Here is a 26,948-nt window from a genome sequence, read left to right on the forward strand (position 1 = left end):
GCGGTAACCGCAGCGTCAGACCTATTCCTTAGCTTCGAGGACCTGACGGCCGCGATACATACCGCTCTTCAGATCGATATGATGCGGACGACGAAGTTCGCCCGAGTTCTTGTCCTCGACATAGGTCGGGGCCTTCAGAGCGTCAGCCGAACGGCGCATGCCGCGCTTCGACGGAGACGTTTTTCTTTTAGGTACTGCCATGGATCCAGCTCCACTGATCGGTCAATAAACGTCCGGCACGGCCCCGGTGGAGCCTGTCACAGCGGACAAAATTCCGGAAAGTCAGGTGCCTATACACGCTCTTGCGGGCTTTGACCAGCCGGAGTCTGATCTTTTTTTCATGACCGGCATTTATTGTACGCAGGTCACATAGGGGCCGGAGCGCACCGCGCGACCGGCAACGACCCGTGCGAGGCGCTGCATGTTGCGGGTCGGCTTGGCCGGATTGCGCAGCGCCGGATTGGGCAGCGTCACCGCGAGAAGGGCTGCCTGCTGCGCATTGAGCTTTGCCGCCGGTCGCTTGAAATAATGCTGGGCGGCGGCTTCGATGCCATAAATGCCCGGTCCCCATTCGGCGATATTCAGGTAAATCTCCATGATGCGCCGCTTCGACAGGATTGCATCGGCGGCCAGCGCCAGCGGAAATTCCAGCCCCTTGCGAATGAAGGAGCGTCCATTCCACAGGAAGAGGTTCTTCACCGTCTGCATGGTGATGGTGGAAGCACCCCGGCTTGGGCCGCCCTCATCATCCAGCACGATGCTCAGTTGATGCCAGTCCACGCCGCCATGGCTGCAAAACTGACCGTCTTCCGCCATCATGACCGAATTGATCAAATGCGGGGAAATATCGTCGATGCTCACCCATCGCCGGTCCACATCCTGCAACAGGACATAGTCCTTCACCATCAGCATCGAGACCGGGCGCACGAAGGGAACCGAATAGACAAGCAGGAGAAACAGGGGCAACACCGCCAGCACCACCAGAAAGCGGAAGGCGAGAACAATCCGGCGCCCCCACACGGGATCAGCCAGGTAATTGCGCCCGTTTTTGCTCTTGATGATGATTTTGGCCACGTCCACCGCCTGATGTACTCCCCCAGCGACATAAACCATTCTTTAATAATATAGAACCCGATTCCATAATCCTGCGTTGGAAACAAGCTGGAAACACAACGTTTGATGACCGTCTGATGAAAAAGCCTGTGCTGATCGATATGCCCAGTTGACCAAATTAGCGCTTTCGTCCATGCCGATCATCATGGAAAATGTGACTGTCGAATTCACCGATGCCCTCAACCGTCGCGCCCACGAAGTAGAGACGACGCTGATCGGGCTTCTTGACGAGCGCCTGCGCACCGGCGAGATCGCCCGACCGGAACGGCTGATCGCGGCCATGCGTCACGGTGTGCTGAATGGCGGCAAAAGACTGCGTCCGTTCCTCGTTGTGGAAAGTGCGGCCTTGTTCGGCAAGAGCGGCGATGCCGTCTTGCGGGTCGCGGCTGCACTGGAATGCATCCACTGCTATTCGCTTGTCCACGATGATCTTCCGGCCATGGACGACGATGATCTGCGCCGCGGCCAGCCGACAGTGCATAAGGCGTTTGATGAAGCGGCTGCGATTCTCGCGGGCGACAGCCTCCTCACCTACGCCTTCGACATTATTGCCGCTGACGAGACCGATCTCGATTCCTCCGTGCGCGTAAAACTGGTTTCCGCCCTTGCCCGCGCTTCCGGCCTTGGCGGAATGGCGGGCGGGCAGGCCCTCGATCTGATGGCCGAGACAAAAAAGCCAGACGAAGCCGGTATCATCACGCTTCAGGCGATGAAGACCGGCGCGCTGATCCGCTTTGCCTGCGAAGCAGGAGCCATCATCGCCGACGCCTCCTGCGAAGATCGCGAACGCATGGCGGAATTCGGTTCGGCCATTGGTCTCGCCTTCCAGCTTGCCGACGACCTTCTGGACGTGACGGCAGACGCCGCTGCAATGGGCAAGGCAACGGGCAAGGATGCGGCTGCTGGCAAGGCCACGCTTGTGGCGTTGCATGGCATCGACTGGACGCGCAAGCAATTGTCCGGCCTCGTCGCCCAGGCGGAAAGCCTGCTCGCGCCGTTCGGCAAGGATGCCGACATTCTCAAGCAGGCCGCGCGCTTCATCGCCGAACGCCAGAGCTGATACTCAGAGATCGTCCTCTCGAACCTTGATCAGAACGACATCATCGACGGAAAGTACGCGTCCATCCTGTGCGCGCACGTCGAGCTTTGCGATGTCGTGACCGGACACGCTGTCCACCAGCCGTGAATGCGGCTCCTCCGGCGTAAACAGATGCTTCTCGCCCCATTGCCGTAACGCGACGACCACTGGCAGAAGATCGCGCCCTTTCGCAGTCAACCGATATTCCTGATGCGCGCCGCCATTGGGATCAGGCACGCTTTCCAGAATGCCCTCGCCCGTCAGCTTGCGCAGACGCTCGGCCAGAATATTGCGCGCAATGCCCAGATTCTTCTGAAAGGCACTGAAGCGCGTCACATCGTCAAAGGCCTCGCGCACGATCAGCAGCGACCACCAGTCGCCGATCACATCCAGCGCCCGCGCACTGGGGCAATAGTCGCCCTTCAGGCTCTTCTTGCGAACCATCTCACTCCATCCATTCAATTTGGTTGCAATATAAAACTTATTTCGCTACAAGCAAAATGGTTTCATAATAAAACCAAAATTGCTGGAGCTCATCATGCAGATCTCTCCCGACGCGGCAGCGCAAACTGCCGCGAACAGTGACGCGCGCCCATCGCTATCCACCCCAACGCTTCTTCTATTTGCCATTGCGAGCGGTCTTGCCGTTGCCAATGTCTATTTTGCGCATCCGCTTCTGGATGTGATGGCGGACGATATAGGGCTAGACCGCTCCACGGCAGGACTGATCGTCGGTGCCAGCCAGATCGGCTACGGGCTGGGCCTGATCTTTCTGGTGCCGCTCGGCGATCTCTTCGACCGGCGCAAACTGATCGTCGCGCATTTTCTCCTGTCCTCGCTGACACTTGCCGCCGTAGGCATTGCCGGACAACCATCCTTGCTCTTTCTCGCGATGGCAGCGACCGGCCTTCTTGCCGTGGTGACACAGGCCCTCGTCGCCTATGCCGCAAGCCTTGCCGAACCGGCGCGGCGCGGCCATGTCGTGGGGATTGTGACCAGCGGTATCGTGCTTGGCATCTTGCTCGCCCGCGCGGTTGCAGGCGCGCTAACCGACCTTGGCGGCTGGCGCAGCGTCTATCTCAGTTCAGCGGTGATTACCTTGCTGATCGGCCTCATGCTCTGGTGCAGCCTGCCGCGCCAGACCCGACAAGCCGCAAGCGTTTCCTATCCGGCGCTGATCCTCTCGCTCGCAACCCTTTTCAAAGAGGAGCCCGTGCTGCGCATCCGCGCTATCATCGCCATGCTGATCTTTGCCGATATCACCACCCTGCTCGCACCGCTGGTAATGCCGCTGAGTGCACCGCCCTTTGAATTGAGCCATGCGGAGATCGGCCTCTTTGGCCTTGCGGGCGCCGCCGGAGCGCTGGCCGCCTCACGGGCCGGGAGTGCTGCGGATCGCGGCCATGCACAGCGCATGACCGGCGTAGCACTCACATTGATGCTGGTGGCGTGGGCGCCCATCGCCCTGCTCGGACAGTCTTTGCTGTGGCTGGTCGCGGGTGTGCTGATCATCGATTTCGGCCTGCAGGCGGTCCATGTGACCAATCAGGCCATGATCTATCGCGTGCGCCCGGATGCGCAGAACCGGCTGACCGCTGCCTATATGGTTTTCTATTCCATCGGCAGTGCGAGTGGCTCAGCGGTTTCAACCTGGGTCTATGCCCGTGCGGGCTGGAATGGCGTGTGCCTGCTTGGCGCAGGCATCAGCCTTGCCACGCTCGTCTTCTGGGCGGCAACACTAAAAACAACACCAGAAGCTGCGACGCGCGCAGTAACCTGCTCGGCTTAGCACTACAGTTGCAAATTCGTCAGGCCGTGGCGAAACGAGTGATTTTTGAGCACCGGAGCGGAGCGTACTTCAATGTACGTGAGCACCGGAGCGCAGGAAATTGCGCGTTGCAGACCGGCATCACGAAGAATGCAACTGTAGTGTTAATTCTGTCCGGCAGCCATCTTCTGCCCAAGGCCGAAACGGTTCTCGATATAATCGGCAACCATCTTCTGGAACTCTTCGGCAATGGCAGGGCCGCGCAAAGTGGTGACCTTCTTGCCATCGACAAACACCGGCGCGGACGGCGTTTCGCCCGTGCCGGGAAGAGAAATACCGATATCGGCATGTTTCGATTCGCCCGGGCCGTTGACGATACAGCCCATCACCGCGACCGATAGCGCTTCCACGCCTGGATATTTTTCACGCCAGACCGGCATGTTGCGGCGGATATCGTCCTGAATGGTCTGCGCCAGTTCCTGAAACACTGTCGATGTCGTGCGTCCGCAACCGGGACAGGCTGCGACAATCGGGATGAACTGGCGGAAGCCCATGGTCTGCAGAAGCTCCTGCGACACCTGCACTTCGCGGGTGCGGTCGCCGCCGGGTTCCGGCGTCAGCGAAATACGGATCGTGTCGCCGATGCCCTGCTGCAACAGGATGCCCATGGCAGCCGACGAGGCGACGATGCCCTTGGTGCCCATGCCAGCCTCGGTGAGCCCCAAATGCAGCGCATGATTGGAACGCTGCGCCAGCATCGTATAGACGGCGATCAGGTCCTGCACCTGACTGACCTTGGCCGACAGAATGATCTTGTCGCGACTGAGACCGATCTCTTCGGCCAGATTGGCGGAAATCAGCGCCGACTGCACGAGGGCCTCGCGCATGACTTCCTGTGCGCTCAACGGCGCGCCCGCATCCTGATTGCGATCCATCAAGGTGGTCAGCAATTCCTGATCAAGCGAACCCCAGTTGACGCCGATACGCACCGGCTTGTCGTAGCGGATCGCCATTTCGACGATATCGGCGAACTGCTTGTCCTTCTTGTCCTTGAAACCGACATTGCCCGGATTGATGCGATATTTCGCCAGCGCTTCCGCACAGGCCGGATGATCGGCAAGCAGCTTGTGGCCGATATAATGGAAATCGCCGACCAGCGGGACATTATGGCCGAGACGCTCCAGCCTTTCGCGGATTTTCGGCACGGCGGCAGCAGATTCGTCACGATCCACCGTAATGCGCACGATCTCGGAACCCGCGCGATGCAAGGCTGCGACCTGCGCGACGGTGGCGTCCACATCCGCCGTATCCGTATTGGTCATCGACTGCACGACAACCGGCGCGCTGCCGCCGACGACAACGCCGCCGACACTGACGCCCACCGATTGGCGACGAGGGAAAGGATGCGAGAAATAGCTGACGGTCTCGGAAGACATTTTGCTCTGTTCTTAACTGGGTCTGCACTTATGAGGATTTCGATCTATATAATCACTTGCCGACGCATTGTCGCCCTCTCATTATGCGCGCCATCATAAACGAGGATGCCAGACCATGACCGACGCAACTGCCCGCAAAACCGCTATTGTCACCGGCTCCAATTCAGGGATCGGCCTTGGCATCGCCCACGCATTGGCGGCTGCGGGACACAACGTTGTGATCAATTCCTTCACCGACCGCGACGAAGATCATGCGCTTGCCCGCATGCTGGGCGAGGAACATGGCGCAAGCGTGGTCTATATCGCAGCCGATATGTCGAAGGGCGACGACTGCCGCAAGCTGATCGCCGATAGCGTCAAGGCTTTCGGCAGCGCCGATATTCTGGTCAACAATGCGGGCATCCAGCATGTCGCCCCGGTGGAAGAATTCCCGACCGAGCAGTGGGACCGCATCATCGCGATCAACCTGACCTCCGCCTTCCATACATCCGCCGCCGCCATTCCGCATATGCGCGCGAGCGGCTGGGGACGCATCATCAATATTGCATCCGCCCACGGGCTGGTCGCCTCGCCGTTCAAGTCGGCCTATGTTGCGGCCAAGCATGGCATTGTCGGCTTTACCAAGACACTGGCGCTGGAACTGGCGACCGCGAAGATCACCGCCAATTCCATCTGTCCCGGCTATGTGCTGACGCCGCTTGTGGAGGCGCAGATTCCCGATCAGATGAAAGCGCACAACATGGATCGTGAAACGGTGATCCGCGAAGTGATGCTCGATAAACAGCCGACGAAGGAATTCGTCACCACCGCGCAGATCGGCGCGCTTGCCGCCTTTCTCGCCACCGATGCCGCTGCGCAGATCAATGGCGCGGCCCTGCCGGTCGAAGGCGGCTGGACCGCGGAATAAAAAGCATTTCCAGCAAAAGTGCGAAGCGGTTTTGCGCTGGATAATGCGTAAAAATAGAGACTAATGCTTCTGGTCGGCGTAGCGGGCGAGGCTGGAAAAGGCCAGCACAACAAGAAGCAGGACTGGCAGCGCGATAAACACCACGCCGAAACCGCTATGTTTGGCAACAAAGCCGATCAGCGACGGGGCCACCAGCATGCCGGAATAGCCAAGCGTGGTGGCAATCGACAGGCCGACGCTCGGATTCACGCCCGGCATGTTGCCGGCCATCGAAAAGGCTATCGGCACCATGTTGGAAATGCCGATGCCGCAGATGGCGAAACCGACCAGCGACACATAGGGATCGGTGGAAAAGCCGACGATCAGCATGCCGATAATAGCAATTGTCGTGCAGGCGCGCAGCGTCCGCACCGCACCGAAACGGTCGCGCACCAGATCGCCCGCAAAGCGCATCACCGCCATGGAAAAGGAGAAGGCCGCAAAGCCGAAACCCGCGAGCGTGACCGACGCGCCCAGATCCTGGCGCATGTGATAAGCGCTCCAGTCGATGATCGCGCCTTCCGGCACCATCGAGAACAGGGCCATCACACCCACCAGCCAGGGCAGCGGATTGCGCGGCAGGGTGAGCTTCTGCTTTTCGCCGCTTGGATGGTGGAACTTGTCGGCAATGATCGATGGCCACGCGACAGCAATCATTATCGCTGCAGCGATGGTCGCGACCAGCGCATGAACAGTCGAGCCGAACTGCGTGATGAGAAAGCCGCCTGTCGCTGCGCCGATAAGCCCGCCGAGGCTCCAGAATGCATGACAGGACGACATGATGGCGCGGCGCATGGATTTTTCCACGGCGACCGCATTGGCATTCATCGCCACATCCATCGCAGCCATGGTGCCACCGAAATAAAACATCACGATGACCGCTGTGACCACATTGGGCACCAGAGCGATGATCAGTAGCGCCGGAATAAAGGCCAGTGCGAAAATACGCACCACCGCGCCGGAACCGCGCTGCGCCGACAAGGCGCCTGCCACCGGCATCATGGCCAGCGAGCCGACGCCGAAGACGAGGATCATCAGCCCCATGCCTGCGCTATCCAGCCCAAGGCGTGCGGCGAATTCTGGAATTTTCGGAGCCCAGCCGCCAAAAATATAGCCGTTAGCCAGAAAGAGCAGCGCGACAGCGACACGCTCTTTGGTGATCATCGGCGCGCGCGACGGCGCGGTATCTTCCCGTCCGGAAACCTGTTCCATATGTCCCTCAGCCACGGCCTGTTGCCGCGCGTAATATATTCACGCCCGCCGCCACAAAAGGCGCGAGCAATTTCTCATCGGCATCCTGTTCAACAGCCATGACACCAATATCATCCAGCGAGACGACATCATGCGCTGCAACAGTGCCAAGCTTGTCATTGGTGATTGCCAGTACGACAGACCGGCTGCGGCTGGCAATGGTGCGCTTGAACTCGGCATCGTCCAGAAAAAGAGCCGTAACGCCGATTTCCGCCGCAACGCCGCAGGCACCCAGCACGCACAGATCAGGACGCACTGTTTCCGCATCGCGCAAGGCCCGCGCGCCCACCGCCGCACTGACACGGCGATCAATCGGCCCGCCGATCGTGATCACCTCTATTTTCGACGACTGAAGCAAAATAGCCGCAATCGACGGCGTATTGGTAACAACTGTGAGCGCCTCGCCGCGTTCCACCAGAAGCCGCGACAATGCCGTGTTGACCGAGGACGCGTCCAGAAACACCGTCATGCCCGGCTCAATCAGACCAAGCAGCACACCCGCCAGCGCCGCCTTGGCCGCCGTGCGTTCCCCGTCGCGCTCGGCCAGCGACAGCGATGACGGTGCAGCTTTCAGAGCGCCGCCGTAAACACGCTTGCAGAGACCGGCAGCCGCCATATCACGCAGATCGCGGCGTATCGTGTCTTCCGACACGCCAAAGCTCTCAGCCAACTCCGTCGCCAGCACGCGACCCGACTGCTGCAACAGGTCCTGAATACGCGCCTGTCTTTCGTGAAGCAAAAGCTCCGTCGCCACTTAATTCTCCCAACAAGCATAAACATGCATAAACCGGCACAAACATGCATATCAGAATTTGCACATACTGCAAGCGCAAACAAATGCCGCGCCTTTTGACAGGCGCGGCATGGGATTTCCGATGGTTTCACTGCTGCGAAAGCGACCGTTCGGTCTGACGGGCGCTACGCCTCCCCCTCATCCTGAGCCTGTCGAAGGACGAGGGCAGGCGCCGTGCATTTCCCTCGCCCTTCGAGACGCCGTTTTCAACGGCTCCTCAGGATGAGGGAAACGGAGGCGTCGGGTACTGCGACCCCAAATCGCCCCGCTTCCGTTGAACCAAGAATTACTCCGAATAGACGACCAGGAGATCCTTGGCATCGATCTGCTCGCCGGGGCGCACCAGCACTTCGGCAATGACGCCATCGCGCTCGGCATGAATTGCCGTTTCCATCTTCATCGCTTCGATGGAAAGCAGCACATCACCCTGCGAAACCTTCTGACCGTTGGTAACGGCGACCGTCGAGATGACACCCGGCATTGGCGCGCCGACCTGTTTGTCATTGCCGGTTTCCACCTTGCGACGGACACCGCCGGAGGCACCCTTGGCGCGGTTCGGCACCTTGATGCGGCGCGGCTGGCCGTTCAGTTCGAAGAACACGGTGACCATGCCCTTCTCGTCGGTTTCGCTCATCGCCTGATTCACGATCACCAGCGTCTTGCCACGCTCCAGATCGACGAAAACTTCTTCTTCCGGCTTGAGGCCGTAGAAATAAACCGGCGTAGGCAGAACACTTGTCGGGCCGTAGGTTTCCTGCGCGGCTGCGAAATCCGTGAACACTTTCGGATACATCAGTGCCGAAGCGAACTCCTGATCGGTGATCTTGCGGCCCACGGTTTCTTCGAACCCGTTGCGCTCCGCATCGAGATCGGCAGCGGCCAGCAGCGAGCCGGGACGCACGGTGAACGGTTTTTCGCCCTTCAGTACTTTCTTCTGAAGTGCTGCCGGCCAGCCCGAAGGCGGCTGCCCCAGTTCACCGCGCATCATCGAAACCACCGAATCCGGGAAGGCGATATCCTTGTACGGGTTCTCGACATCGCTGACGTCCAGATCCTGGCTGACCATCATCAACGCCATATCGCCCACCACTTTGGAGGACGGCGTGACCTTGACGATATCACCGAACATCCGGTTCACATCGGCATAGGCCTGCGCCACTTCATGCCAGCGGGTTTCGAGGCCCAGCGAACGCGCCTGTTCTTTCAGATTGGTGAACTGCCCGCCCGGCATTTCGTGCAGATAGACTTCCGAAGCCGGCCCCTTGAGATCGCTTTCGAAGCCCGCATATTGATTGCGCACCGCTTCCCAATAAAACGAGATGCGGCGGATCGATTCAGGATCAAGCCCCGGATCGCGCTCGGCACCATGCAGCGCCTCCACGATGGAGCCGAGGCAAGGCTGCGAAGTGTTGCCGGACAAGGCATCCATCGCCGCATCAACCACATCAACGCCCGCGTCCACCGCAGCCAGCACTGTCGCGGCGGAAATGCCGGACGTGTCATGGGTGTGGAAATGGATCGGCAGATCGGTTTCCTCACGCAGCGCCTTGAACAGGACGCGTGCAGCGGCGGGCTTCAAAAGACCGGCCATATCCTTGACCGCGATGATATGCGCGCCTGCCTTTTCGACCTCTTTCGCCAGATTGACGTAATATTTCAGGTCGTATTTGGCCCGGTCCGGGTTCAGAATATCGCCCGTATAGCAGATGGCTGCTTCGCAGAGCTTGTTTTCCTCCAGCACCGCATCCATCGAAACGCGCATGTTCTCAACCCAGTTGAGGCTGTCGAACACGCGGAACAGATCGATGCCGCCGCGCGCGGCTTCGCGCACGAAATACTTCACCACATTGTCGGGATAGGACTTGTAGCCAACGCCATTGGCGCCGCGCAGCAGCATTTGCAGGAGAAGGTTCGGCGCGCCCTCGCGCACCTGCGCCAAACGTTCCCACGGATCTTCCGTCAGGAAGCGCATTGAAACGTCGAAGGTCGCGCCGCCCCAGCATTCCAGCGAGAAAAGGTTCGGCAAAGCCTGCGCATAGGTATTGGCGATGCGCGCAATGTCATAGGTGCGCACGCGGGTGGCCAGCAGCGACTGGTGACCGTCGCGCATGGTCGTATCGGTGACCAGAACGCGCTTTTCATTGCGTACCCATTCGGCAAACTTCTTCGGTCCGAGACTGTCCAGAAGTTGCTTGGTGCCGTCCGCAACCGGCGTATCGCCGAACCATGGCACGCGTGGTTTTGCAGCATCCTTAGCCGGCTTAGCGCGACCTTTGGTTTCAGGATGGCCGTTGACCGTCACATCGGCAATATAGGTCAGAAGCTTGGTGGCACGGTCCTGCCGCTTCACCTGCTCGAACAGTTCCGGCGTGGTGTCGATAAACCGCGTCGTATAGTCGTTCGACTGGAATTTCGGATGATTGATGATCGCTTCGAGGAAGGTGAGGTTCGTCGCCACGCCGCGAATACGGAATTCACGCAGCGCGCGGTCCATACGGCGGATGGCTTCCAGCGGCGTCGCGCCCGAAGCCGTGACCTTCACCAAAAGCGGATCGTAATAGCGGGTGATGAATGCGCCCGAATAGGCCGTGCCGCCATCAAGGCGAATGCCGAAGCCCGAGGCCGAACGGTAAGCCTGAATGCGCCCGTAATCGGGGATGAAGTTCTGTTCCGGGTCTTCCGTCGTGATACGGCACTGCAGCGCATGGCCGTTGAGGCGAATGTCTTGCTGGCGCGGCACACCCGATTCCGGCGTACCGATGGCGGCACCTTCCAGAATATGAATCTGCGCCTTGACGATATCGATGCCCGTCACCTGCTCTGTGACGGTATGCTCAACCTGAATGCGCGGATTGACCTCGATGAAATAGAACTTGCCGCTATCGGCATCCATCAGGAATTCGACCGTACCCGCGCCGATATAATCGGTGGCATGGGCGATCTTCAGGCCGTAATTGGCTAGTTCCTGACGCTGCGCATCGTTGAGATAAGGCGCAGGCGCCCGCTCCACGACCTTCTGGTTGCGGCGCTGGATGGAGCAGTCGCGCTCGAACAGATGCACCGCGTTGCCATGGGTATCGCCCAGAATCTGCACTTCGACATGGCGCGCGCGCTCGATGAGCTTTTCAAGATAGACCTCGTCCTTGCCGAAGGCTGCCTTGGCTTCACGCTTGGCTTCCGTGACCTCGCGGGCGATATCGGCTTCGGAACGAATGGCGCGCATGCCGCGACCGCCGCCACCCCAGCTGGCTTTCAGCATGACGGGATAGCCTACCTGTGCCGCAAGCTTCTTCACCTCTTCCATATCGTCCGGCAGCGGATCGGTGGCTGGCACCACCGGCACGCCGATTTCGATGGCCAGATTGCGCGCTGCAACCTTGTTGCCGAGACGGCGCATGGTTTCCGGCTTCGGACCGATGAAGATGATGCCGTTTTCGGCACAGGCCTCGGCGAATTCCGGGCTTTCCGACAACAGGCCGTAGCCCGGATGAATGGCGTCGGCACCGGAAAGCTTGGCGACGCGGATGATCTCGTCGATCGACAGGTAGCTTTCGATCGGCCCCAGATCGCGCGCCAGATGCGGTCCACGACCGACCTGATAGCTCTCGTCCGCTTTAAAGCGATGCAGGGAAAGTTTGTCCTCCTCGGCCCATATGGCCACCGTTTTGAGCCCCAGCTCATTGGCGGCGCGGAATACGCGAATTGCGATTTCAGATCGATTGGCGACCAGAATTTTCCTGATAGGCAAGGCAGATCTCCCTAACTGCAAAGACGAAGGCGCCATTGCTTACCTTGCAATATGATCAAGCGCAAACAAACTGTGCAACCACCAATTAAAAACAAAATGCCCGGCTAAAAGCCGGGCATTCTGATTAATTTTATAGCAATTTATGCCAATATATCAGGCAGAATTACTTCTGGAAGTAATTATACTTGCCGTCTTCACCCTTCCGCCATTCGAACATGACGTAAGGCGACAGGCTTGGATCACCCTTCTTGTCGAAGGAGATTTCACCCAGCACGGTCTTGAACGGCCCCTTGTCCTTCATCGCCGTTGCAACTTCCTGCGGATCGTTGCTGCCTGCTGCATTGGCGGCGCTGACCAGCGACTGCACACCGGCATAGGCATAGAAAGTATAAGCTTCCGGCTCAAAACCCTTGTCGCGGAAAGCTTTGATCAGGTCTGCATTCGCCTTGTCGTCGCGCGGGTCCGGGCCAAAAGTGTTCATGACGCCAGCCACCGCATCGCCCGCAATCGAAGCCAGTTCGTTGGAAACGATACCGTCACCCGAAATGAACTGCGCCTTGAGGCCCTGATCGGCCATCTGGCGGATCAGAAGACCAGCTTCCGGGTGCATGCCGCCCCAATAGACAGCCGTGATGCCTGCGGCCTTCATCTTGGAAATCAGCGCCGAGAAATCCTTGTCGCCCTGATTCACGCCTTCATAAAGCGTTTCCTTCATGCCGTTCTCGTTGAGCGACTTCTTGGTCTCGTCGGCAAGGCCCTGACCGTAAGGCGTCTTGTCGTGCAGGATCGCAACCTTGCCATCCTTGTAATGGTCGGCCATGTATTTTCCGGCGACGATGCCTTGCTGGTCGTCACGACGGCAGGTGCGGAAGGTGTTCCACAGTTCACGCTCGGTAAAGGTCGGGTTGGTGGTGCCCGGTGCGATCATCAGCACGCCGTTTTCGGCATAGATATCCGATGTCGGAATGCTGACGCCGGAATTGAAGTGGCCGATGACAAACTGAACGCCATCGCCAACGAACTTGTTTGCAACCGAAATGCCCTGCTTCGGATCGGCGGCATCATCACCATAAACGATGCTGATCTTTTCGCCATTCATGCCACCCTTGGCATTGGCTTCCGCGACAGCAGCTTCAACACCACGCTTGATCTGCTCGCCAAATGCGGCCTGACTGCCGGTCAAAGGCGCGCCAACACCGAGCATGACATCGGCAAAGGCTGCGCCGCCAAAAGCGACCAGAGCCGAAAGGCAAACGCCGCAGAACAAAGACTTCTTCATTTCGATTACTCCCACTTCGAGCATTGCCAACTGAACCGGCACTGCCCTGTCTCTTTATGTCGAAAGAAACCGGCTATTCCGCATTCCCGTTTCGGGTGCAGTTTGGGGGAAAATGAAGCACCTCCGCCCGCATGACCGGCCTCCTCCCCAGAAGGCGAGATTAAACGTAGAGAATCACACTACGCAAAATCACCTTGCTAGGTAAAATCGCAGAGACGTAAAAGTAAAGCGTAGAAATCCTCAACTTTCGGCGTTTTTCGCATGAGGTCATGCGACGGAGGTCATTCAACAATAGGTCGAGTATCGGAAATGTTATAATACACTGTTTTTAAATACATTTTTTACAGAAAATTGCGCGCGCATTGCCCCCCTCAAGATCAACGCGCTCAATCAGACCATTCTGTTTTTTAAGATTTTATATTAGCAAACAAAAGAAAAATGCCCGGCACGATGACCGGGCATTCTCCATTGACGCAATAATAATGCGTTTTTACTTCTGCTGAATGTAGGTGTATTTCCCGTCAGCGCCCTTTTCCCACTTGTACATGACGTAGCCCGGGAGCTTCGGATCGCCCTTTTCGTCATAGGAAATATCGCCGAGCACGGTCTTGAACGGGCCCTTTTCCTTCAGCGCCTTGGCAACTTCCTGCGGGTCGTTGCTGCCCGCGGCCTTGGCGGCCTGAGCGAGCGACTGAACAGCTGCATAGGAATAAAGCGTGTAGGCTTCCGGCTCGAAACCAGCGTCGCGGAACTTCTTGACGAGGTCGGCGTTGTCCGGGTTGTTGCGCGGATCCGGGCCGAAGGTGTTCAACGTACCGGCAACAGCGTCGCCAGCAATCGAAGCCAGTTCGTTCGACACGATACCGTCGCCCGAGATGAACTGGGCCTTGAGGCCCTGGTCAGCCATCTGACGGATGATCAGACCAGCTTCCGGATGCAGGCCACCCCAATAGACAACCGTCACGCCAGCCTGCTTGAGCTTGGCGATCAGCGCCGAGAAGTCCTTTTCGCCGACGTTCACGCCTTCATAAAGGGCTTCCTTGGTGCCGAGTTCATTGAGCTTCTTCTTGGTTTCATCGGCAAGACCCTGACCATAGGGGGTCTTGTCGTGAATGACGGCGATCTTCGCATCCTTGAAGTTGTCGAAGATGTACTGACCGGCAACGATACCCTGCTGGTCGTCACGGCCGCAGGTACGGAACGTGTTCCACAGTTGGCGCTCGGTATAGACCGGGTTGGTTGCAGCAGGCGAAATTTCGAGAATGCCGTTTTCGGCATAAACTTCCGAAGCCGGAATCGAAACGCCCGAGTTGAAGTGACCGACAACATATTTCACGCCATCGGCAGCGAATTTGTTAGCCACCGAAATGCCCTGCTTCGGATCCGAAACGTCGTCGCCGAGCGTGATTGCGATCTTCTCGCCGTTGATGCCGCCGGCATCGTTGATCTCCTTGATAGCAGCTTCGGCGCCTTTCTGGATCTGCGCACCGTAAACGGCATTCGGGCCGGTCAGCGGCGCACCGATGCCCAGAAGTACATCAGCCCATGCAGAGCCACCAAAAGCCATCACAGCAGCAAGAGCCACGCCCGAAAAAAGATACTTCTTCATTTTTGGAACTCCCATCCTTGTATTTACCCCGATACGACGTTTTGCATCGCATTATTATCTTGCTGAATACTCAGCAATATCTACGCTGAATCATGATACTGTCAACGTGATCTTGTAAAAAAAGCTCCGCCGCGAACGGCGAAGCTTCGAATTATTTTGCTTTCCAGCTCAGCGGCGAAGCTTTTTCATAAAGCCAGCCATACTGCCGCACCATTTGTTTGGTGCGCGTATATTGGAACCCGATCGCACCGATGATCATCAGCACGATCGTGTCCACCAGATAATAGTGCAGCGAGAGCAGCGTGCCTTCAAACAGCGCGAAGTGGATGAAACGCACCGCAGCGCCCAGCGGGATCAGATAGACCAGCAGCTGCGGCAGGCTGCGCCAGGTCTGCGCGCAGGCGCGGCCTGTCATCCAGGCAGCCCAGCCGCCGAGAAGACACGTAATGAGGAAAAACAGCCAGAAAGACGGTTCTTCGTAGAGAATACCCTGCATGATTTCCTCCTTAATGCCTTCCGCCTTCGAGATAGGCGGCGCGCACTTCCGGATCAGCCAGAAGATCGCGGCCCGAACCACTCATCGTGATCGACCCGTTGACCATCACATAACCGCGGTCGGCGAGCTTGAGCGCGCCGAATGCGTTCTGCTCGACGAGAAACACCGTCAGGCCCTGTGTGCGGTTCAGTTCCTTGATTGCCTCGAAGATCTGCTTGACGATCAGCGGTGCGAGACCAAGCGACGGCTCGTCGAGAAGCAGAAGCTTCGGACGCGCCATCAGCGCACGGGCAATGGCCAGCATCTGCTGCTCACCACCCGACAGCGTACCGCCGCGCTGGCTGATACGCTCCTTGAGACGCGGGAACAGGTCAAACATCAGCTTCACGTCTTCTTCGAAGTATTGCTGATTGTCGAGGCTCGCGCCCATCTGGAGATTTTCCAGAACCGTCATGCGCGGGAAGATGCGACGCCCTTCCGGCGACTGCGCGATACGCAGCTTCGCAATCTCATGCGGCGGCATGGACGTAATGTCCTTGCCGTTGAAGAGAATGCGACCGGTGCGCGCTTTCGGCGAACCGAAAATCGTCATCATCAGCGTGGACTTGCCAGCACCATTGGCGCCGATCAGGGCTACGATTTCACCTTCGTCCACCGTCAGGTCGATGCCCTTCAGCGCACAGATGTTACCGTAATAGGTCTCGACTTTTTCAACAGCCAGAAGCGGTTGCTTTTTCTGCATGGTTTCAGCCTGCATCATTCGCCTCCCTTCTTCGGCTTGGCCGGAGCTTTGCGGCTGCGCGGCGCCTTTGCGGGAGTGGTCTTGTGGCTCGTCGGAACATCACCGGCTTCGACGCGGCTCGAGAATTCGGTCGCCTGACCGGCGGCCAATTGCGCCGCCTGCCCCACCCAGTCTTCCCGGGCGATGCGGCCATCGAATTCCAGATAGGTTTCGGCCTGCTTGATGTCGGCCTCGGACCACGCGGCGATCTGATCGAAATGATAGATGCCGTGCTCGTTCAGCTTCTTCTCGTTGACCGCACCGATGCCCTTGACGAGCGTCAGGTTGTCGGCCTTGCCATCGCGTGGCGCGGCCAGTCCACCGGCGAACTGCACGACTTCCGCCGATTTTTCCTGCTCGATCGCTTCTTCGGCAAGCTGGGTCGCGATGAAATCCGCCGGATCGCCCGTACCGGGCTTGTCGGCCTCATCGATCAGCTCGGCGATTTCCTCGTCATCCACGCCGAGATAAGCGGCGATGACGCGCGGATCGTTGCGGACTTCTTCCGGCGATCCATCGGAAATCTTGGTGCCATATTCCAGCACGATCACGTGGTCGGAAATTTCCATCACCACCGACATATCGTGCTCGATCAGCAGGAGCGAGGTTCCCGTTTCCTTGCGGATATCGAGCAAAAGCTTGTTCAGCTCCGCCGACTCGCGCGGATTGAGACCTGCTGCCGGTTCGTCGAGGCAGAGGATTTCCGGCTCGGTGCACATGGCGCGGGCGATTTCCAGACGGCGCTGATCGCCGTAGGGCAGATCGCCAGCCGGATCATCCGCACGTGCGGTGAGGTTGATCTTTTCCAGCCAGTAACGTGCCTTTTCGATAGCCTCCTTGGCGGCCTTCTTGTAACCCGGCAGGCCGAGAAGCCCAAGGACCGTGTAACCCGACGAGCGCATGAGCGTGTTGTGCTGCGCGACCAGTAGATTTTCCAGAACGGTCAGGCCCGAAAACAGGCGAATATTCTGGAAGGTGCGCGCCACCTTGGCCTGCTTGGTGATCTGGAAATCAGGAAGACGCTCCAGAAGGAAAGTCTCGCCCGTATTGCGATGCATGGTCAACATGCCACCAGTCGGCTTGTAGAAGCCGGTGATGCAGTTGAAGACCGTGGTTTTACCGGCACCATTCGGGCCGATCAGCGCGGTAATATCACCACGCTTCACGTCGAAGCTCAGATCGTTGATGGCGACAAGGCCACCGAAGCGCATCGACAGATGCTCAACCTGAAGAACAGTGTCTTTCTGAACATTGTCAGGCATTCTCGCTGTCTCCGCCATCAGCCGTGCCCTTCCTTGGTAAAGGCACCCGACACCATCTTCTTCTCATGCAGGAACGCACTTGGTTCTCGGCTTCCGACAAAACCGCGCGGCTTCCAGACCATGACAACCACCATGGCGAGCCCGAAGATGAGCATACGATAGAGTTCAGGCGTGAAATCGGGACCGAAGATCGCCTTCAGGAAGCCCATTTCACGCAGGATTTCCGTGCCGCCGATCATGACGATTGCAGCAATGGCGATACCGACGAGCGATCCCATGCCGCCAAGAACCACGATGGCGAGAATAACCGCCGATTCGAGAAACACGAAGGATTCCGGGCTCACGAAGCCCTGACGCGCCGCGAAGAACGAGCCTGCAAAACCGCCGAACATGGCGCCCGTGGCAAAAGCCGTGAGCTTGGTGGTCGTGGTGTTGATGCCGAGCGAACGACAGGCGATTTCGTCTTCACGCAGCGCTTCCCACGCACGGCCAACCGGCATGCGGCGCAGACGTATCGTGACCCAGGCGGTCAGAAGTGCCAGCAGCAGAATGACGTAATAGAGGAAGAACTTGTAATGCGCCGGTGAGAAGGCAATTCCCATATGGGCGGCAAAACCATCCGGGCCGGCCTTGAAAGGCAAACCGAAGAAGGTGGCCTTGGCGATACCCGAAATACCGAAGGTGCCCTTGGTGAGATCGGTCCAGTTGATTAGCACCAGACGGATGATTTCACCGAAAGCGAGCGTCACGATGGCCAGATAATCACCGCGCAATCGCAGGACCGGGAAGCCTAGAATGATGCCCCAGGTTGCGGCCAGAATGCCTGCCATGGGCAGTAGCATCCAGAAGGACAGGCCAAAATAGCTGGACAGGATCGCATAGGAATAGGCGCCGACCGCGTAGAAAGCCACATAGCCGAGATCAAGAAGACCGGCGAGACCGACGACGATGTTGAGCCCCCAGGCCAGCATCACATAGATGAGGATCTGGACGCCGAAATTATCGACCCATTTGAGCGAGCCCTGCCAGCCCAGCGCCAGAACGATCAGGATCGGATAGGCAAAGAGGAAGGCAACGCCGAGCTTGGAGAAATGGGTGCGGAAGAATGACTGGCCATCGGTGGCGGCAACCGTCCGGCTGCTCTTGGCGAGCTTGCGCGCCTCCAGCTGCGGCTGCAGGAAGGCGACGAACAGGAAGCGTCCCACCGCCGCCAGCGCAACCATGACGGCCAGTGCACCCCAGCGCTGCACCAGCACCAGTTCATTGTTGATGTTCTGCTCGGTCTTGAAACCGATGATCAGGATAAAGAGGCCCAGCGCCAGAAGACCGGCGACGATACCCTCGCGAATGGCCCGGCCAAAAAGGGAATCCGGGCGTGAACTCGACTGTACAGCCATGATTACACCTTTTCGACTTCAGGACGGCCAAGAATACCCGACGGCATGAAGATCAGCACGATGGCCAGGATCGAAAACGCCGCGACATCCTTGTAGTCGATCGAGAAATAAGCCGACCAGAGCGCTTCGATCAGACCGATCAGCAGGCCGCCGACAACAGCGCCCGGAAGCGAACCGATACCGCCCAGAACCGCGGCCGTGAACGCCTTAACGCCGGGGATGAACCCGTCGGCGAAGGAAATCACACCGTAGAAGGACAGATAAAGCGTACCGGCGACGGCTGCGAGCATGGCGCCCATCACGAAGGTCAGCGAAATCACACGGTCGACATTGATGCCGAGAAGTGCGGCCATCTTGCGGTCCTGCTCACAGGCGCGCTGGGCGCGGCCAAGCGACGTGCGATTGACGATGTACCAGAAGATCGTCAGCAGCACGGCGGTGACCACGATCACGACGATCTGCTTCAGCGAAATCGTGACGTCGGTGCCGAACAGGCTGTAGGAGCCGTTCAGAAGCTGTGGAACCGGCTTGTTGCGCGGGCCCTGCGTTACCTGGACGAAATTGGACAATGCGATCGACATGCCGATTGCCGTGATCAGCGGCGCAAGGCGGAACGAACCGCGCAGCGGCCGGTAGGCCACGCGCTCAATCGTCCAGCTCCACAAGCCGGTCATGAGCATAGCGACCACCATCATCAGAAGCAGCAGCAACGCAATCGGCAGCGCCCCGATGAAAGTTGTGATGATGAGAAAAACAATCAGCGCCATAAAGGCGCCGAGCATGAAGACATCGCCATGAGCAAAGTTGATCATGCCGATGATACCATAGACCATCGTGTAGCCGATGGCGATCAGGCCATAGATCGAACCGAGCGCGAGCCCGTTGATCACCTGCTGGAGGAAATATTCCATCGAAAAGCCACCCATTTTACAAGCCGGAATCTTATTGGCGCATTATTATTTCGTGCACCCTCATTTTTTTCCCGGTCGATTACACCTAACGGCTGCATCACGGAATGCAAGCCCTTTCGTCTAAAACAAAAGACTAATTGCTTCATCTCTCCGCAAACCGGTTATGTCCCCTATGAAAAGCCCCTTTATGCGTCCTTTTCTACCGAAACGGGCGCGTTATTCCATATTTTCCCCGAAGCCTCAAAAGGCAAGAAATAGGGTGGCTGGTCATTTTTGACCAGCCGTACCCGTTTTTATGCAACTGTGAAACCGTGAGCAAAAGGGTCCCGGTCATCGATGAAGATCGTATTATAACCGGTCATGCGTGCCCAGCCCGCAATTGACGGAATAATACCCGGCAACACGGTTTCCTGGCCCGTTTCAGGCCCCGTGACTTCCACCGCCCGCTCCACGCGACCGTGGAACAGCGAACCGATGATAGATTCATGCACGAATTCGTCGCCCGGCTTCAGCTTGCCCTTGGCGGCCAGCTGCGCCATGCGAGCCGATGTGCCGGTGCCGCAAGGCGAACGGTCGATGGCCTTGTCGCCATAGAACACGGCATTGCCGGCATGTGCTTCCGGCTTGGTCGGCTTGCCGGTCCACAGAATATGCGTCAGGCGATTGATATCGGCGAGCAGCGGGTGCTGGAACTTGTATTTCTCATTCAGGCGCTGACGCAGAACAGGGCTCCAGGCGATCAGCTGCAAGGCGCTGTAATCGGCCATGTCGGTGTAATTGTCCTGCGGCTCGACGATAGCGTAGAAATTGCCGCCATAGGCCACATCGACCTTGAGCGTGCCAAGATCGGGGCATTCCACTTCCAAGCCTTCCGCATAAAGGAAAGCCGGAACATTGGTGAGGCGCACGCGCTCCACATACTGGCCGTTCTGCTCATATTCGATGGCAACGAGACCCGCTGGCGTGTCGAGATTGAGCTTGCCAGGCGTCTTCGGTGTCACGAGGCCCTGCTCGATCGCCATGGTCACCGTACCGATGGTGCCGTGACCGCACATGGGCAGGCAACCCGAGGTCTCGATGAACAGCACCGCCACATCGCAGTCCGGGCGCGTCGGCGGATAGAGGATCGAGCCAGACATCATGTCGTGGCCGCGCGGTTCGAACATCAGGCCGGTACGGATCCAGTCAAACTCGCGCAGAAAATGCGCGCGTTTCTCCATCATGGTCGAACCTTCGAGGTTCGGGCCGCCGCCAGCCACCAGGCGCACTGGGTTGCCGCAGGTATGTCCGTCGACGCAGAAAAAAGAATGTCTTGCCATGATGGTCAGTTCCGAAAACGTTGAGGCTTGAATGGTTCGATATCGATTGCAGGCTTCGCGCCGGTGATCAGATCGCGGATGAGGCGTGCCGTCGCTGCAGATTGCGTGAGCCCCAGATGGCCGTGGCCGAAGCCGTAGAAAACATTGCCGCCAGATGAGGCCCGTCCGATGACCGGCAGAGAGTCCGGAATGGACGGACGATAGCCCATCCACTCGCGTCCGCCTTCGGTCTTGAGACCCGGCAGGAAGCGGGAGGCCTTGGTCAACATAGCTTTGGAGCGCGCATAATTTGGCGGCAGATCAAGCCCGCCGAATTCAACCGCGCCGCCGACGCGTAAGCCTGTCGCCATCGGCGTGATGACAAAACCATGGCTTGGGAAGGTGAGCTGCCGCTTCACATCGAAAGCACCGACCGGCAGCGTGGTGTTGTAACCGCGCTCGGTATCAAGCGGCACGACATCGCCAAAGCCCTTGGCGAATTCCCGCGAAAAGGCGCCCGTCATCACGATGAGGTTCTTCGCGCTGATTTCCGTGCCGTCTTCAAGACGCACGCGCGCGCCGCCATCAGCCGGTTGCGCGCTCGTCACCTTCGCTTTCGAGAAGCGCGCACCGAGGCGCTCCGCATGGGCCCAGATGGCCTGTCCGAACAGTTTCGGATCGCTGACATTCTTCCAGCCGGGCACGAAAGTCCCCGCCACAATGCGCGGGCTTAGGCCCGGCTGCAATTCGGCCAGTCGCGCGCCGTGGACATGCTCGTGCGCAATGCCAGCCTTCTCGCGAATTTCCCAGCTTGGCAACGCGGCAGTCAGTTCCGCTTCGGATTCATAAAGCTCCAGATTGCCGTCTTCCCGCAAGCGGTCGCGCAGACCGGCCCGGTCGATCAGGGCCAGCATCTCGCTTTCCGCAAGCCGCATGATATTTGCCTGTGTGACAGCGGTTTTCTCCAGCGCCCCGGCGCTGCTGGCGCGCCAGAAACGATAAAGCCACGGCACCATTTTCGGAAAATAGGACGGGCGGATCGAAAACGGCCCTAGCGGATCCATCAGCCAGCCCGGCACCTTGCGCATGACGCCCTTGGACGCCATCGGCAGAATATCCGAAAAAGCAAGCGCCGCCGCGTTGCCCGAACTGGTTTCCTCGCAGATGCCCGTGCGATCGATGACGAGGACATTTCGTCCGGCCTCGGCAAGCAAGGCTGCCGTCGCAGAACCGACAATGCCGCCGCCGATGATAACAATATCCTGCTGACCCATTTTCTGTTGATTTTTGGGATCAGATTTCATTCTTTTTGCGGCTCCCCACCGATGCAGATCGAGGCGTCATCACGAATGGAGCCCCTGCCTTTGTCAATACCGGGTTCCCGGTAACTGATTTCGTATTCGCTATCGATCCCTGCCCGGCACGACGCTGGTTCGAAATCAGGCTAACTTTGAAATTGGGAAAATCCCCCGTCCAACAAATTTTCGGAATAACACTATGCTCAAACCCGGTAGTGCGAGGACGGGTGCGGCAAGGCTATTACCTTGGTCGATATTGATATATCAGAGATATATTTGTAGGATCGTTTCCTGTCAATTGCCATCATAGAAGACACTGGACCACATGACACAGACGAGCCTCCGCGAACGGTCGATCAAGAGCGCCACCGGCAAATCGATCCCCGCCATTGATAGCCTGGGCGGCGAAAGCCTTGCCGAGCAAGCCTATCAGACGCTGGAACGCATGGTCGTCACGCTTGAGCTGGAGCCGGGAGCTGTGGTCAATGAACGCACGCTCATTGAGCTGACGGGCATGGGCCGCACGCCGCTGCGTGAAGCCATTCAGCGGCTTGCCTGGGAAGGGCTGATGGAGGTTCGCCCCCGTTCCGGCATTGCGATCACGCCCATCGACCCCAAGGATTTCGCCAAGGTTCTCGATGCCCGCGAAGGCGTCGAGCGTGTGCTGGCGCGCGATGCCGCCCGTTTCGGCAGCCCGCGTGACTATCAGCGGCTGGAAGCGGCAGCGGCCGCCATGCGGCAGGCAATTCCCAATGAAGATGTGCAATCATTTCTTGATGCCGACAAGGCTTTCGACATCGTGCTTGGCTCGGCGGCCAATAATCCTTATGCGACCCGTCTCGCGGCCCCGCTTCAGACGCATAGTCGCCGGTTCTGGTTCCGTTTGCGGCCCTCGGCCAGCATCACCGGTTCAGCGAATGCCCATGCGGCGCTCATTGAGGCCATCGTGTCACGCGAACCGGAACGCGCCAGCAATACGGCAAGTGAACTGATGGAATATCTGCGCACGCTTGCCCCCTGACCTAGTGGTCTGATTCCAACATTTGCATCCCTCGGTTCACGCGCTGAGCAAATGTTGGAATCAAAAAGACCACTAGCAAGTATATGTATCTAGTGGATTTTTCGAATTTGACGTTTGAGACGGAATCGTGGAACCGCTCTATTTATTTGTTTTTAAGCATTATCCTACGTATCGAAGCGGGAGCAGAAATCAGTCCAGTGGACTGATTTCCCCGCGTAGGCGCTACGCACTTTTGCTGGAAATGCTCTGGCGGCTCAACGCAAAACAACATTTCTTCGCGTGCGCTCGGTCGCCACGTCGAACGAAGTCGATGCATTGGTGTCGAAAACCATGCCGTCATCCGTATTCACATCGTTGAGCGCCAGCGCATAGGAATGGCGGGTACCGTGGCGCATATCTTTGGCCTGCACCGAAACGATGGAAAGAATAGCCATGAGGCCCACAAGGGTCTGAGTCGAATAACGCATTTCCGGCGCTCCCGGCAGCCAACCTGAAAATTGTGGGTGCAGTGAACGCTGCACTGGCGACCGAAAAATGGCACAAGTAGACCAGCTTAAGGGCAGATTTACACAAAACCGTGAGCAAACGAAAAAGCCGGAACGCTAGCCCCGGCTGGTTGTCGTGCGAAGAGAGCGACGCTCAATGTGTCTTGTTCATTGATTCCGACATTTTGCGCAACACATTCAGCGCCACGCTCAATTCCTCGTCGGTCACGCCTTCAAGCAGGTCTTCACGCACATCACCGGCAAGCTTTTCGACCTGCTCGGCCAGAATCTTGCCCTCTTCGGTCATCACCACCCGCTTGGCGCGGCGATCACCCTCGACCGTCTGGCGCTCGATGAATGACTGGCGTTCCAGGCCATCGAGAAGACGAACCATGGTCGCATTCTCGATCTCCAGCGTTTCGGCCAGCTCCTTTTGATAAAGACCTTCCTGCTCGATCAATGCCAGTAGCGTGCGCGCGCGCGCCAGTGTCAGGCCCCGCTCTTTTACCCTGGCGTCAAAAACGGTGCGAAGCCTGCGGTTGACCTTCGCCATGGCATCAATCATTTCTGCTCTGAGATCTGCGGTGCTCATATCCGATGCCTTATATATTAGTAAACTAACGATTGTGTTTCTGGATAAATGGCCCACGGTTCATTTTCAATGGCCGCACGCAAAACTCACGCAAGCGTGAAGTTTAAACCCGCTGAAGGTAGGTTGTGCGAGAATAAGATCTTCGCGAGCGACTGAATTAAAGAACCGAAGTAACGGGTAGTATGAATAAATTTTAAATAAGAAAAATATACACGAACAATAAAACCAAAAAGAAAAGCGGACCAGAGTCCGCTTTCCCAAATATATGTGAATTTTCTACCGTATCAGCCCGGTATAACCGCGCCCTGCAGCGTCATCAGCTGGTGCAGGAAGATTTCGGCCTTGGTGCGATGCTCCGGCGAAGTCGCATCATCGAGCGCCTTACGGGCTTCATCGATGCGGCGCGTAATGTCCGACGGCTCAATGGCGTCGACATGCGTTGCGGATTCGGCCAGCACGGTGCAGCTCTGCGGGGTAATATCGGCAAAACCGCCGAAAACCACATAAGAGTCAGACTTGCCGTCGGCAAGCTTCACCGAAACGACTCCCGGCATGATCGTCGACATCAGCGGCGAATGACCGGCGAGAGCCGTCAGATAGCCTTCGCTACCCGGAATGACGACTTCCGTCACCTGCGCGGAAAGCAGGAGGCGTTCAGGCGACACGAGTTCGAATTGGAAAGCTTGAGCCATGGTTCTCACTTAAATTTCCTGAGCGTGATCTCGAAACTGGAAACCGGTTTGCGAAAAGATCGTGCTCAAACAAATGAACAGGTCGTCTCGGTGGGCCTTTCGGCCCACCGGGAAACTCAATTCATCAAGCGGCTTCAGCAGCCAGCTTCTTCGCCTTTTCGATCGCTTCTTCAATCGAGCCGACCATGTAGAAGGCCGGTTCTGGAAGATGATCGTATTCACCTGCGCAAAGGCCCTTGAAGCCCTTGATGGTGTCTTCGAGCGCGACAAGCTTGCCTGGCGAACCGGTGAAGACTTCAGCAACGAAGAACGGCTGCGACAGGAAGCGTTCGATCTTACGAGCGCGCGCAACGGTCAGCTTGTCGTCTTCCGACAGTTCGTCCATGCCGAGGATGGCGATGATGTCCTGAAGAGCCTTGTAGCGCTGCAGAATCGCCTGCACCTGACGGGCAACGGCGTAGTGTTCTTCACCAACGATCATCGGGTCGAGCATACGCGACGTGGATTCCAGCGGATCCACAGCCGGGTAAATACCCTTTTCAGCGATCGAACGGTTCAGCGTGGTGGTCGCGTCCAAGTGAGCGAACGACGTAGCCGGTGCAGGATCGGTCAAATCGTCGGCAGGAACGTAAATTGCCTGAACCGAGGTAATCGAACCCTTGGTCGTCGTGGTGATGCGTTCCTGCATCGCGCCCATGTCGGTTGCCAGCGTCGGCTGATAACCCACAGCGGAAGGAATACGGCCGAGAAGAGCCGAAAGTTCCGAACCAGCCTGCGTGAAGCGGAAGATGTTGTCCACGAAGAACAGAACGTCCTGGCCCTTGTCACGGAAGTTTTCAGCAACCGTCAGACCCGAAAGGGCAACGCGAGCGCGCGCACCCGGAGGCTCGTTCATCTGACCGTAAACGAGTGCGGCCTTGGAGCCTTCACCGCCACCGAGCTTGTTGACGCCCGATTCGATCATTTCGTGGTAAAGATCGTTACCTTCACGGGTACGTTCACCAACGCCCGCGAATACCGAGTAACCACCGTGCGCCTTGGCGACGTTGTTGATCAATTCCATGATGAGAACGGTCTTGCCGACGCCGGCGCCGCCGAACAGACCAATCTTACCACCCTTGGCGTAAGGAGCGAGAAGGTCGACGACCTTGATGCCCGTTACCAGGATTTCAGCTTCGGTCGACTGTTCAATATACTCAGGAGCCTCCTGGTGAATCGCGCGGCGCGCAGTGGTCTTGATCGGACCAGCTTCGTCAACCGGCTCGCCGATGACGTTCATGATGCGGCCAAGCGTTTCTTCACCAACCGGAACCATGATCGGGTTGCCGGTGTCGCGCACTTCGTGACCGCGAACCAGACCTTCGGTCGAGTCCATGGCGATGGTGCGAACGGTGTTTTCGCCCAGATGCTGCGCAACTTCGAGAACCAGGCGGTTGCCCAGATTGTCGGTTTCCAGAGCGTTGAGGATCAGCGGCAGCTGACCGTCTTCGAACTGTACGTCGACAACAGCGCCGATGACCTGAGTGATCTTGCCAACTGCACCGGTCGCTGCAGCCTTGGGAGCTGCTGGCGTCTTGGCGGCAGCCGCCTTAGCTGGTGTAGCCTTGGCTGGAGCCTTCTTCGCCGCTGCCGGCTTTGCTTCGGCCGCGGCGGTAGTTTTCGGGGTCGCTGCTTTTGCCATCGATCCTTACCTT

General features: G+C 58.0%; 24 protein-coding genes. 4 read left to right on the plus strand and 20 right to left on the minus strand.

What is annotated here, in order from left to right; genetic code table 11:
• Positions 1-21: 21 nt before the first annotated feature.
• Together rpmF and mtgA are read right to left on the minus strand one after the other, a co-directional pair.
• Positions 22-201 (minus strand): 50S ribosomal protein L32, encoded by a 180-nt coding sequence (rpmF, locus tag ABWW11_RS20550; RefSeq protein ID WP_006467787.1) that lies wholly within the window; start codon positions 199-201, stop codon positions 22-24.
• A 150-nt stretch (positions 202-351) separates the two neighbouring features.
• Positions 352-1,074: a monofunctional biosynthetic peptidoglycan transglycosylase gene (gene mtgA / locus ABWW11_RS20555; RefSeq protein ID WP_171318714.1), complete on the minus strand. Its 723-nt coding sequence runs from the start codon at positions 1,072-1,074 to the stop codon at positions 352-354.
• Positions 1,075-1,258: 184 nt separating this feature from the next.
• On the opposite strand from mtgA, the gene ABWW11_RS20560 reads away from it, so the two are divergent.
• A complete protein-coding gene (locus tag ABWW11_RS20560; RefSeq protein ID WP_109370316.1) occupies positions 1,259-2,173 on the plus strand; it encodes a polyprenyl synthetase family protein in 915 nt (304 codons plus the stop codon).
• A 3-nt stretch (positions 2,174-2,176) separates the two neighbouring features.
• Here the strand turns inward: ABWW11_RS20560 and ABWW11_RS20565 are convergent, their stop codons facing one another.
• Positions 2,177-2,635, minus strand: a complete 459-nt coding sequence (locus ABWW11_RS20565; protein WP_121538609.1) for a winged helix-turn-helix transcriptional regulator — start codon at positions 2,633-2,635, stop codon at positions 2,177-2,179.
• 94 nt (positions 2,636-2,729) lie between these two features.
• Here ABWW11_RS20565 and ABWW11_RS20570 point away from each other — a divergent pair, with 94 nt between their 5' ends.
• Positions 2,730-3,980: an MFS transporter gene (locus ABWW11_RS20570; RefSeq protein ID WP_109370317.1), complete on the plus strand. Its 1,251-nt coding sequence runs from the start codon at positions 2,730-2,732 to the stop codon at positions 3,978-3,980.
• A 143-nt stretch (positions 3,981-4,123) separates the two neighbouring features.
• Here the strand turns inward: ABWW11_RS20570 and ispG are convergent, their stop codons facing one another.
• Positions 4,124-5,395 (minus strand): flavodoxin-dependent (E)-4-hydroxy-3-methylbut-2-enyl-diphosphate synthase, encoded by a 1,272-nt coding sequence (ispG, locus tag ABWW11_RS20575; RefSeq protein ID WP_319081321.1) that lies wholly within the window; start codon positions 5,393-5,395, stop codon positions 4,124-4,126.
• A gap of 115 nt (positions 5,396-5,510) precedes the next feature.
• On the opposite strand from ispG, the gene ABWW11_RS20580 reads away from it, so the two are divergent.
• Positions 5,511-6,302 (plus strand): 3-hydroxybutyrate dehydrogenase, encoded by a 792-nt coding sequence (locus ABWW11_RS20580; protein ID WP_109369800.1) that lies wholly within the window; start codon positions 5,511-5,513, stop codon positions 6,300-6,302.
• A 60-nt stretch (positions 6,303-6,362) separates the two neighbouring features.
• Here the strand turns inward: ABWW11_RS20580 and ABWW11_RS20585 are convergent, their stop codons facing one another.
• From ABWW11_RS20585 to ABWW11_RS20640, 12 genes are all read right to left on the minus strand, one after another.
• Positions 6,363-7,553, minus strand: coding sequence for an MFS transporter (locus tag ABWW11_RS20585; protein WP_109369801.1), 1,191 nt, complete (start codon positions 7,551-7,553; stop codon positions 6,363-6,365).
• Between the two features lie 7 nt (positions 7,554-7,560).
• A complete protein-coding gene (locus ABWW11_RS20590) occupies positions 7,561-8,346 on the minus strand; it encodes a DeoR/GlpR family DNA-binding transcription regulator (protein WP_109369802.1) in 786 nt (261 codons plus the stop codon).
• Positions 8,347-8,671: 325 nt separating this feature from the next.
• A complete protein-coding gene (gene pyc, locus ABWW11_RS20595) occupies positions 8,672-12,169 on the minus strand; it encodes a pyruvate carboxylase (RefSeq protein WP_109369803.1) in 3,498 nt (1,165 codons plus the stop codon).
• A 127-nt stretch (positions 12,170-12,296) separates the two neighbouring features.
• The gene (locus ABWW11_RS20600) at positions 12,297-13,412 is read right to left on the minus strand and encodes a branched-chain amino acid ABC transporter substrate-binding protein (protein WP_109369804.1); all 1,116 of its coding nucleotides are present in this window, start codon (positions 13,410-13,412) and stop codon (positions 12,297-12,299) included.
• Between the two features lie 490 nt (positions 13,413-13,902).
• Entirely contained in the window at positions 13,903-15,021 is a 1,119-nt protein-coding gene (locus tag ABWW11_RS20605; protein WP_109369805.1) for a branched-chain amino acid ABC transporter substrate-binding protein, read from the minus strand.
• A gap of 151 nt (positions 15,022-15,172) precedes the next feature.
• The gene (locus ABWW11_RS20610) at positions 15,173-15,517 is read right to left on the minus strand and encodes a DUF6867 family protein (protein ID WP_109369806.1); all 345 of its coding nucleotides are present in this window, start codon (positions 15,515-15,517) and stop codon (positions 15,173-15,175) included.
• A 10-nt stretch (positions 15,518-15,527) separates the two neighbouring features.
• Positions 15,528-16,274, minus strand: a complete 747-nt coding sequence (locus ABWW11_RS20615; protein WP_109369807.1) for an ABC transporter ATP-binding protein — start codon at positions 16,272-16,274, stop codon at positions 15,528-15,530.
• Complete coding sequence (locus tag ABWW11_RS20620) at positions 16,274-17,560, minus strand: ATP-binding cassette domain-containing protein (RefSeq protein WP_371831116.1); 1,287 nt, start codon at positions 17,558-17,560, stop codon at positions 16,274-16,276. The genes ABWW11_RS20615 and ABWW11_RS20620 overlap by 1 nt, the downstream gene beginning before the upstream one ends.
• A gap of 17 nt (positions 17,561-17,577) precedes the next feature.
• Complete coding sequence (gene livM / locus ABWW11_RS20625; RefSeq protein ID WP_109369809.1) at positions 17,578-18,957, minus strand: high-affinity branched-chain amino acid ABC transporter permease LivM; 1,380 nt, start codon at positions 18,955-18,957, stop codon at positions 17,578-17,580.
• A gap of 2 nt (positions 18,958-18,959) precedes the next feature.
• On the minus strand, positions 18,960-19,868 hold the full coding sequence (locus ABWW11_RS20630; protein ID WP_109370318.1) for a branched-chain amino acid ABC transporter permease: 909 nt from the start codon (positions 19,866-19,868) through the stop codon (positions 18,960-18,962).
• A 293-nt stretch (positions 19,869-20,161) separates the two neighbouring features.
• Positions 20,162-21,187, minus strand: a complete 1,026-nt coding sequence (locus ABWW11_RS20635) for a 4-hydroxyproline epimerase (RefSeq protein WP_319081185.1) — start codon at positions 21,185-21,187, stop codon at positions 20,162-20,164.
• Between the two features lie 5 nt (positions 21,188-21,192).
• Positions 21,193-22,470, minus strand: coding sequence for an NAD(P)/FAD-dependent oxidoreductase (locus tag ABWW11_RS20640; protein ID WP_109369811.1), 1,278 nt, complete (start codon positions 22,468-22,470; stop codon positions 21,193-21,195).
• Between the two features lie 319 nt (positions 22,471-22,789).
• Between ABWW11_RS20640 and ABWW11_RS20645 the strand changes: the two genes are divergently transcribed.
• Entirely contained in the window at positions 22,790-23,485 is a 696-nt protein-coding gene (locus ABWW11_RS20645) for a GntR family transcriptional regulator (protein WP_109369812.1), read from the plus strand.
• A 254-nt stretch (positions 23,486-23,739) separates the two neighbouring features.
• Here the strand turns inward: ABWW11_RS20645 and ABWW11_RS20650 are convergent, their stop codons facing one another.
• From ABWW11_RS20650 to atpD, 4 genes are all read right to left on the minus strand, one after another.
• Positions 23,740-23,952: a hypothetical protein gene (locus ABWW11_RS20650; protein WP_109369814.1), complete on the minus strand. Its 213-nt coding sequence runs from the start codon at positions 23,950-23,952 to the stop codon at positions 23,740-23,742.
• Between the two features lie 172 nt (positions 23,953-24,124).
• Complete coding sequence (locus ABWW11_RS20655) at positions 24,125-24,562, minus strand: MarR family winged helix-turn-helix transcriptional regulator (protein ID WP_109369815.1); 438 nt, start codon at positions 24,560-24,562, stop codon at positions 24,125-24,127.
• A gap of 284 nt (positions 24,563-24,846) precedes the next feature.
• Entirely contained in the window at positions 24,847-25,254 is a 408-nt protein-coding gene (locus tag ABWW11_RS20660; RefSeq protein ID WP_078339547.1) for a F0F1 ATP synthase subunit epsilon, read from the minus strand.
• Positions 25,255-25,378: 124 nt separating this feature from the next.
• The gene (atpD, locus tag ABWW11_RS20665) at positions 25,379-26,935 is read right to left on the minus strand and encodes a F0F1 ATP synthase subunit beta (protein WP_109369816.1); all 1,557 of its coding nucleotides are present in this window, start codon (positions 26,933-26,935) and stop codon (positions 25,379-25,381) included.
• Positions 26,936-26,948: the final 13 nt, after the last annotated feature.

The sequence above is a fragment of the Brucella sp. NBRC 113783 genome (assembly GCF_040372265.1).
In the GTDB taxonomy this organism is placed as follows: domain Bacteria; phylum Pseudomonadota; class Alphaproteobacteria; order Rhizobiales; family Rhizobiaceae; genus Brucella; species Brucella teleogrylli.